The organism is Kitasatospora sp. NPDC057542, from assembly GCF_042801945.1.
Taxonomy (GTDB): domain Bacteria; phylum Actinomycetota; class Actinomycetes; order Streptomycetales; family Streptomycetaceae; genus Kitasatospora.
Genome location: NZ_JBHVFE010000453.1, coordinates 1 through 7,224 on the forward strand (window position 1 = coordinate 1; position 7,224 = coordinate 7,224).

6 protein-coding genes are annotated in these 7,224 nt (G+C 72.2%); 3 read left to right on the forward strand and 3 right to left on the reverse strand.

Annotated elements, in window-relative coordinates; all coding sequences use genetic code 11:
• Positions 1–71: 71 nt before the first annotated feature.
• On the reverse strand, positions 72–392 hold the full coding sequence (locus tag ACFU7Y_RS36220) for a hypothetical protein (RefSeq protein WP_224273687.1): 321 nt from the start codon (positions 390–392) through the stop codon (positions 72–74).
• 445 nt (positions 393–837) lie between these two features.
• Between ACFU7Y_RS36220 and ACFU7Y_RS36225 the strand changes: the two genes are divergently transcribed.
• Together ACFU7Y_RS36225 and ACFU7Y_RS36230 are read left to right on the forward strand one after the other, a co-directional pair.
• Positions 838–2,079 carry a hypothetical protein gene (locus ACFU7Y_RS36225; RefSeq protein ID WP_380770901.1) on the forward strand — a complete coding sequence of 414 codons (1,242 nt, stop codon included), beginning with the start codon at positions 838–840 and terminating at the stop codon, positions 2,077–2,079.
• 9 nt (positions 2,080–2,088) lie between these two features.
• On the forward strand, positions 2,089–2,517 hold the full coding sequence (locus ACFU7Y_RS36230; RefSeq protein ID WP_380770902.1) for a hypothetical protein: 429 nt from the start codon (positions 2,089–2,091) through the stop codon (positions 2,515–2,517).
• A 3-nt stretch (positions 2,518–2,520) separates the two neighbouring features.
• Here the strand turns inward: ACFU7Y_RS36230 and ACFU7Y_RS36235 are convergent, their stop codons facing one another.
• The gene (locus tag ACFU7Y_RS36235) at positions 2,521–3,600 is read right to left on the reverse strand and encodes an NAD-dependent epimerase/dehydratase family protein (RefSeq protein ID WP_224273698.1); all 1,080 of its coding nucleotides are present in this window, start codon (positions 3,598–3,600) and stop codon (positions 2,521–2,523) included.
• On the reverse strand, positions 3,597–5,714 hold the full coding sequence (locus ACFU7Y_RS36240) for a DUF362 domain-containing protein (RefSeq protein WP_224273700.1): 2,118 nt from the start codon (positions 5,712–5,714) through the stop codon (positions 3,597–3,599). The genes ACFU7Y_RS36235 and ACFU7Y_RS36240 overlap by 4 nt, the downstream gene beginning before the upstream one ends.
• Before the next feature lie 237 nt (positions 5,715–5,951).
• On the opposite strand from ACFU7Y_RS36240, the gene ACFU7Y_RS36245 reads away from it, so the two are divergent.
• Positions 5,952–7,205, forward strand: coding sequence for a threonine/serine exporter family protein (locus ACFU7Y_RS36245; RefSeq protein WP_380770903.1), 1,254 nt, complete (start codon positions 5,952–5,954; stop codon positions 7,203–7,205).
• The last annotated feature ends 19 nt before the right edge of the window (positions 7,206–7,224 follow it).

The window sequence follows — 7,224 nt, forward strand, 5'->3', positions numbered from 1 at the left end:
GACGGAGGACGCCGCAGCTTCGTCCGTACGGTAGTTGACGCAGACCCGGTAGCCGTCGGCGATCCCGCGGACTACGGGGTGGTGACGCCCCAGAGTGTGGCCTGCACCGGGAGCAGTTGCTGGCCGCTCTTGCCGACGACCACGAGCCCGTCACTGTACGTACCGGGCTTGGTCCCGCCGACCGGCTCGACCATCACGGTGAAGACCAGGCGGGTACCGTCCGAGGTGGTCGAGTTCAGATGGGTGTCGAGATCGAAGGACAGCACCTTGCCGTCGACCTGCACGTCGAGGGCCTTGGCCGGGGTCGTCTGGTACGTCTCGTCGTTGTAGTAGTAGTGGTTCCCCCACTCGACCCACTTCCAGCCGGTCGGGACGGTGAAAGCGTAATGCACCTGCCCCGGCTTGTATTCACCTTCCGTCGGCTCCACGTGGATCGAGACAGTGAAAATATGGAACCCCTTGACGGGCTTTCCGCCGGCAGAGCCGACAGGGGCACTCTCCTGCGTGACGATGACCTTCGTCGCCGGGTCTCCGGGCATGGGGATCACCCCGCCTTTCCGTGAGGAATTTCCGCAACCGGGCGAGATGTTGCCACGGCGCGTGACGACTCGACTACAGGGCCGCCAGCTCCAGACTCACACACACGGGTCGCACACGCACTCCGACGCGATGGTCGATCAAGCCGACGCAGCAGCTCCGCAAACAGCCACCGTGTCACAATCGGTGCGCGCCCGGACCGGTGAAGTTCGTTGGCAAACTTCCCAATTTTGCTCCGCACGGACGGCATGCGATCAAACCGCACCCCTCGTACGATGATCAGTGGAGGTCAGGAACCAGATGGGCACCTACCCCTACGCCTTCCACATCGCCCTGGACGGGAACGGCATGAACGGCCTGGAGGGTGCCGCCGGCGTCTGTGTCTTCCGCTACAACCCGGACACCGGCGAGTACGCCTACCGGGTGCGGTACTACGACGGCGTCTCCGGCGGCCACGCCGTCAGCATCACCCCCGACCGCAGGTTCGGGTTCCTCGGCAACGCCGGGCAGCAGCTCCTCTTCTACGACGTCCAGTCATTGGACGAGAGCGAGCGGGTCTCCACCCTGCGGTTCGAACCCCCCGACGCGGCCATCAAGAGCAGCACCCACATGGTCTGGCTGGACGGCACCCACGGCGTCACCGCGATCGGTGACGGCCTGTGGCTGCTGGACCTCGACCGCCCGACCGAGGCCCAGCGCATCGGCGACCACCTGCTGAAGCTCCCTCACGCCATGAAGCGCACCGCCTCCGGCCGGTACGTCGTCTACGGCGGCATGGACCACCCGGGCCGCGGCGAGGCGGCCGAGGTCGGCGTCTTCGACCTGGAGAAGCGCGTCGCCCGCCGGGTGCGGCTGCCGACGACCTGCTGGCACGTGGCCTGCCACCCGAGCGACGACCGGTTCTACGCGCTGTCCTTCCGGGTGCTGCCGCAGGAGGGCCGGGACTGGCACGAGTGGGCCATGGCCTACTTCAAGGAGTACGTGTACGAGATCGACGCCGAGACCGGGCAGATCCTGCGCCACTGGGCCTGCGGACAGAGCGTCCCCGCGCACATCAACTCGGACGTCTGCGTCTCGGACCGCGAGCTGATCTACTGCAACGGCGGCAGCGGCACCATCGTCATGATCGACCTCGCCGACTTCGCCTCGTACCGCGTGATCGACGAACGCCCGCGCCTGGCCGGCCAGTTGCGCTCCGCCCGGCAGGCCGCGCGGCAGGTCACCGACGCCTTCACCCGGGGCTCGCCCGGCCCGAGCAGCAAGCACTTCGTCGGCGCCCTTCGGGTCACCCGCGGCACGCTCATCGACGGGATCTACGCCTGCCAGCTCTCCGCCGACCAGTCCCTGCTGTTCACCGCCAACCGGGGGCTCAACACGATCACGGTGTACGACTACCCGGCCAACACCGTGCGGCTGCGGGTCGAGATGCCGGAGCTGCGCACCCACCTGCCCGAGCTGCCCGTCTGGACCGATCCCCGCCTGGGGTTCCACCACAGCACGCTGCTGAGCCCGCAGCCGGCCCCTACCGGAAACCCGACCTGAGGAGTGGCCATGAGCCCCGAGACACCCGAACAGCTGAACGACGAACTCCGAGCGGGCTGGGAACACCTCCGGTCCACCGCGGCCACGATCGCCGAGCTCCAGACCACGATGTGGGGCGACTGGGCTGAGCTGACGGCCGGGCTGGCCACCGGCAGGCTCGCCTGGGGGAAGGTCTACAGCGAGTACTGCAAGTTCGTCGCCGACGAGGACCTGAGGTTCGCCCTTGAGCTGAGCGGGCTCGGCATCGACTACGCCCGGCGGATGGCGGAGGTCACCCGGGAGCACGAGCAGCGCCTTCGGGACCACCTCGGCAGGACCGCGTGGGGAGACGGCGCCGACGCCACGGACGGTGACGACACCGGTGACGACACCGGCGACGGCGACGGACCGGACGGGAAGCCCGCCGGCAAGTCCCGCACCGCGAAACCGGAGCAGTGAGGGTCAGCTCGGCGCCGGGCCGCCGTCCTCCAGCGGGCGGGGAAGCAGCTCCCGCGCGCTCGTCACCTCCGGATGCGGCCGCAGCCCGGACCTGACCCGGTCCGACAGGTGCGGGCTGGTCACCAGCCAGCCGAGCGCCTCGACCAGCGCCTGCCGCGCGGGCCTCGGCCGGTAGCCGAGGTCCGCCGCCTTGTCGTGCCGGTACCAGTAGAAACGCCCCATCGTCCGGGCCTCCGCCCGGGTGGTCGCCGGGGCCCGTGCGGTCAGCACCGCACGGATCTCCCCCAGCGTCGCCGCCAGGTACGCGCCCGTGTGACTGGCGGTGGCCCACGGTCCACGGGTGCCGCACAGCTCGGAGACGGTCTGGTGGATGGTCCGCCAGGCCCAGTTCTCTCCACCGAGCAGGTAGCGCTCCCCGGGCCGGCCCCGCTCGGCGAGCAGCACGTGGCCGGCCGCGACGTCCCGGACGGAGACGATGTTGCAGCCGCCCGGATAGGTGGTGCGCAGCGAGTCGGCCAGGTACCGGGTGATCAGCGCGTTGCTGGGCACCAGCCGCCAGTCGGGGCCGCCGACCACGATGGTCGGGCAGGCCGCCACCACCTCCAGGCCGAGTTCGGCGCCCAGGGCGAAGGCCGTCCGTTCCTGCTCCAGTTTGGTGACGAAGTAGTCCGGCAGGTACTCCTCTCCGGGCATCCACTGCTCGTCCCGGGCCACCGGGCCACCCGACGAGCCGCAGGTGATGGACGACGAGGTCACCACCACCCGCCGGACCCCGGCCTCGGCCGCGGCCCGCAGCACCTCGCAGGTGCCCTCGACGTTGGCCCTGGCCAGTTCCTCCCGGTCGGTGTCCCAGTAGGAGAAGACGGCGGCGCAGTGGAACACGGTGTCGCAGTCCTCGAACGCGGCCCGCAGGCTGAGCGGATCGCGCAGGTCTGCGTTCACCAACGGCACGTCCAGGCCGTGCAGCTGCCGCAGGTCGCTGCTGCGGCGCACCGACGCCCGCACCTCCTGGCCGGCGGCGTGCAGCGTACGCACCACCTGGGATCCGACGAGCCCGCTGGCACCGGTCACGCACGCCCTCACGGGGTCCGCCTCGACCGCCGGTCCCGGGCCGCGGCCTCGCGCAGTCCCTGCCAGAAGCCGGCCACCGCCGGGCGCAGCGACTCGCGGAACTCCTCCAGCAGGGGGGAGCGGGTCGGGAGGTCGCCGGGCGCGACGTGCCAGAAGCCGTCCGGCCCCAGTCGTCCCGGCGGTGTCGGCACGGTCAGGGTCTGCGAGGCGACGGTCCGCAGCATCCGGGCGGCCTCGGTCAGCCGCTGGGTGGGCAGCTCGGCCGCCTCCAGGTCGTCGGAATCCTCCCAGGGCCGGCCGATCCGGAAGGGGCGCCCCTCGTACTGCGCCTCGAAGTTGTCGAGGGTGCGGGTGAAGAAGCGCTGGTAGGAGTCCTGCACCAGCGGGTCCCTGAGCCTGGGCCGGGTGTCGGGGCGGATCATCTGCCAGGTCAGCGGCAGGGTGAAGCGCTGACGCACCCGGATCACGATCCGGGTCCGGCCACCGCCGTCCGCCGGGAGGAAGGTCACCGAGCCGTCGTCGTACTCGGCGGACCCGTTCGGGCTGCTGACCGTCCGCCAGGAGATCCGCTGCCGCTGTTCCCCGTAGTCCACCGACTCCAGCTTGCAGACGTCGATGGGCGGACCGCCGTAGTACGCCAGGTAGTTCGGCTGCGCCAGGTACAGGTTGCGTTCGATCTGGCGGATGGGCCGCCCCTGCGCGTCACGGGACACCACGTGGACCCGTCCGCCGAGGTAGTCGGTCATGTAGCTGATGGAACGGCTGATGTCGACCCGCCGTACGAACTCCCGGTACGGTGCGTTGACGGTACGTTCGCAGCCGAACAGGATCGAGTGGCCCACGTGCTGCCACCGCATCTGCCAGGCGTCCGCGGGCAGCGCGTCGATCACCGTCTCCAGCGGCCGCAGGAGGTCGGTGATCCGGTCGTAGTCCTCGTGGGTGTAGGCGTCCGGGTCGACCGCGAGGGAGACGTCCCGGCGCCGGAGGCCGTCCTTGGCGTTCCCGGTCCGCCAGGCGCGGACGGTGGAGGAGGCCGACGCCGCCGCGCCGACCATCGCGCACAGGGCGGCGGCGGCCGCCGGGTTCGCGTCCGCGGCGCGGATCAGCGAGGTGAGGAGTCGGGAGAGCCGGGCGAGGGCCGGGTCGGTGACCGCCGTGCCCGGGGCCACGTGCCAGGCGGCGACGCTGAACAGCCGGTGGACCCGCCCGTCGGGAGCGAGTCGGCGCACCGCCTCGACCAGCGATCTCGGCGGGTTGCGCCAGCCCTGGTAGGGCGTCAGGTCGCCGTCGATCCGGTAGGCGTCCGGCAGGCCCCGGTCGCTGAGCACCCGCGCGTTGAGCGGCGACGAGACGGGGTCGACGCCCATGAGCAGCGCGCCGACCATGTCCGCCAGCACGCCGTCCGGCGCGGCGATCACCGTCTCCGTCCGCAGGGGCCTGCCGACGTGCGATCCGGCGCACCCGTGGCTGCTCACCACGGCGTCGATGAGGTGGAAGTCCGGCGGGTGGGAGCGCAGCAGGTCCACGACGACTTCGGCGCCGTCCCGTCGGGCGCGGTAGTGGTGGTGCTTGTCGTCCTGCGGGAGCACGCCGAACAGGTTGGCCAGGCACAGGGCGTAGCCGAACTCCGGGTGGGTGCTGTTCTTCGCGATGTTGATCCGGAAGCCCGCGTCCAGCCAGCTGCGCGCCAGGCCGCTGCCGTGCAGCACGGAGGAGTCGGGGAACCCGGCCGGCCCGACCTCCTCCGACAGGTCCACGACGCGGTAGGTGTTGCCCTGCGGGGTGAGCCCGCCGTAGCCGAGTCGGCGGCAGGCTTCGGGGAGCCCGGGGCCGGCCAGCCAGGGGTCCGGGCCGCAGCGGGCGGCGCCGACGGTGGCGTCGCGGTAGCCGCGGTCGTGCAGCAGGTCGATCAGGTGCTCCACCAGGGCGGCGCTGACCGCGGTCGCCGGGTCGCCGTACGCGGAGGTACCCGGTGTCAACAGCACCGCGACCGCCCCCGGGTCGCCGTGCGCCCGCTCGGCGAGCCGCTCCCAGAGCCCGGCCCGGGCGACCGCCTCCGCCAGCAGGTCGGCGGCGGAGAGCGGCCGGACCCGGGTGGAGCGGGCCACGGCGGCGACGACGGTCACATCTCCCCCAGCGGCGGCGGACGGTCTTCCTGCGCACGGTCGAACCGTCGCCGATTCACCGGAAAGCATCCCAAAGAGGTTTAAAAGCGATGCTACTGGCCGGAGGTCGGATGCGGAGCGGGACACGCGCTCGTGTCCCGGGCCGGCCGTCGTCGGCGGACGGCGTGCGCGCGGCGGGAAACCGAACAGACCGGGGCACAGTCGGACCGAATCGGGCGGGATGGGACGATACCTGCCATGCCAAGCACGTCTTCCCTGGTCCGGGGCACCGAAGCCCCGCCCGACCCGCTCCGCCGCCTGCTGCTCGAACTGGGCGAGGCCCTGCTGGGCGGTGGCCTGCCCGTCCATGACGTCGAGGAGGAACTCCGCGGACTGGGAAGGGCGCTGGGGGCTCCGGACGTGCGGGTCGCCGCGCTGACCAACGGGCTGTTCGTCGCCCTGGGGGCGCACGAGGCCACCCGGTTCCAGCCGGTCGGCGCCGCCCTGCGGTTCGAGCAGACGGCCGACGTCCTCCACCTGGTGCACCGGCTGCGGGCGGGCGAGCTCGACGGGCCACGGGCGCTCGCCGAGCTGGAGGGGATCCGGCGGGCACCGGCCCGCCGGCCCGCGTGGGTGGCGGACCTCGGGGCGCTGCCGGTCGGGGTGGGGGTCTGCCTCTTCCTGCAGCCGGCGGCGGCGAACGTGCTGGCGGCCGGGCTCGGCTCGCTGATCGTCGTGGGGCTGACCGTGCTCGCCCGGCGGCTGCCGTACCTGCGGCCGCTGCTGCCCGTCACGGCCGGGTTCCTGGTCGCACTGCTGGTCCTCCTGCTCGCCCGGGCCTCGCTGCTGGACGGTCCGCTGCGGACCATCGTGGCCACGCTGGCGATCCTGCTGCCGGGCGGGCTGCTCGTCACCGGGCTGTCGGAGATCGCCGCGGGTGCGGCCAGCGCGGGTACGGCCCGGCTGGTGTCCGGCGCGGTGCAGCTGGCGCTGTTCCTCGCCGGGGTGGCCGCGGCCGCGACCGCGACCGGCATGCCGGCCACCGCGCTGGCCAACGTGCAGGTGGCCAAGCCCAGCTGGTGGGTGATCGCACTGGGGCTGGCGCTCGCGGTCGCGGGGGTGGTGGTCAACGTCCACACCCCGCCCCCGGCCATCCCGTGGATCGTCGTGGTGATCGCGGTGAGCGTCACGGTCCAGGTGGTGGTGGGGTCGACGCACGGCGCGGCGATCGGCGGCCTGGCCGGCGCGGTCACCGCCGCGGCCACGGCCACGCTGGTGCACTGGCTGCCGGGCGGTCCGCTCTGGCAGGTGCTCTACCTCCCGGCGTTCTGGATCGTGGTGCCGGGCTCCTTCGGCCTGCTGAACACCGCGCAGATCGAGGTCGGCAACGGCGCGCAGTCCGTGCTGACGGCCGTGTCGGCGGTGTTCGGGGTGTCGATCGGCACCCTGATCGGCGCGGTGATCAGTCGGATACCCCGCCCCTCCCGCACCGTCCCGCTGCCCCGGGCCTGAGCCCGGGGCAGCGGAGGTA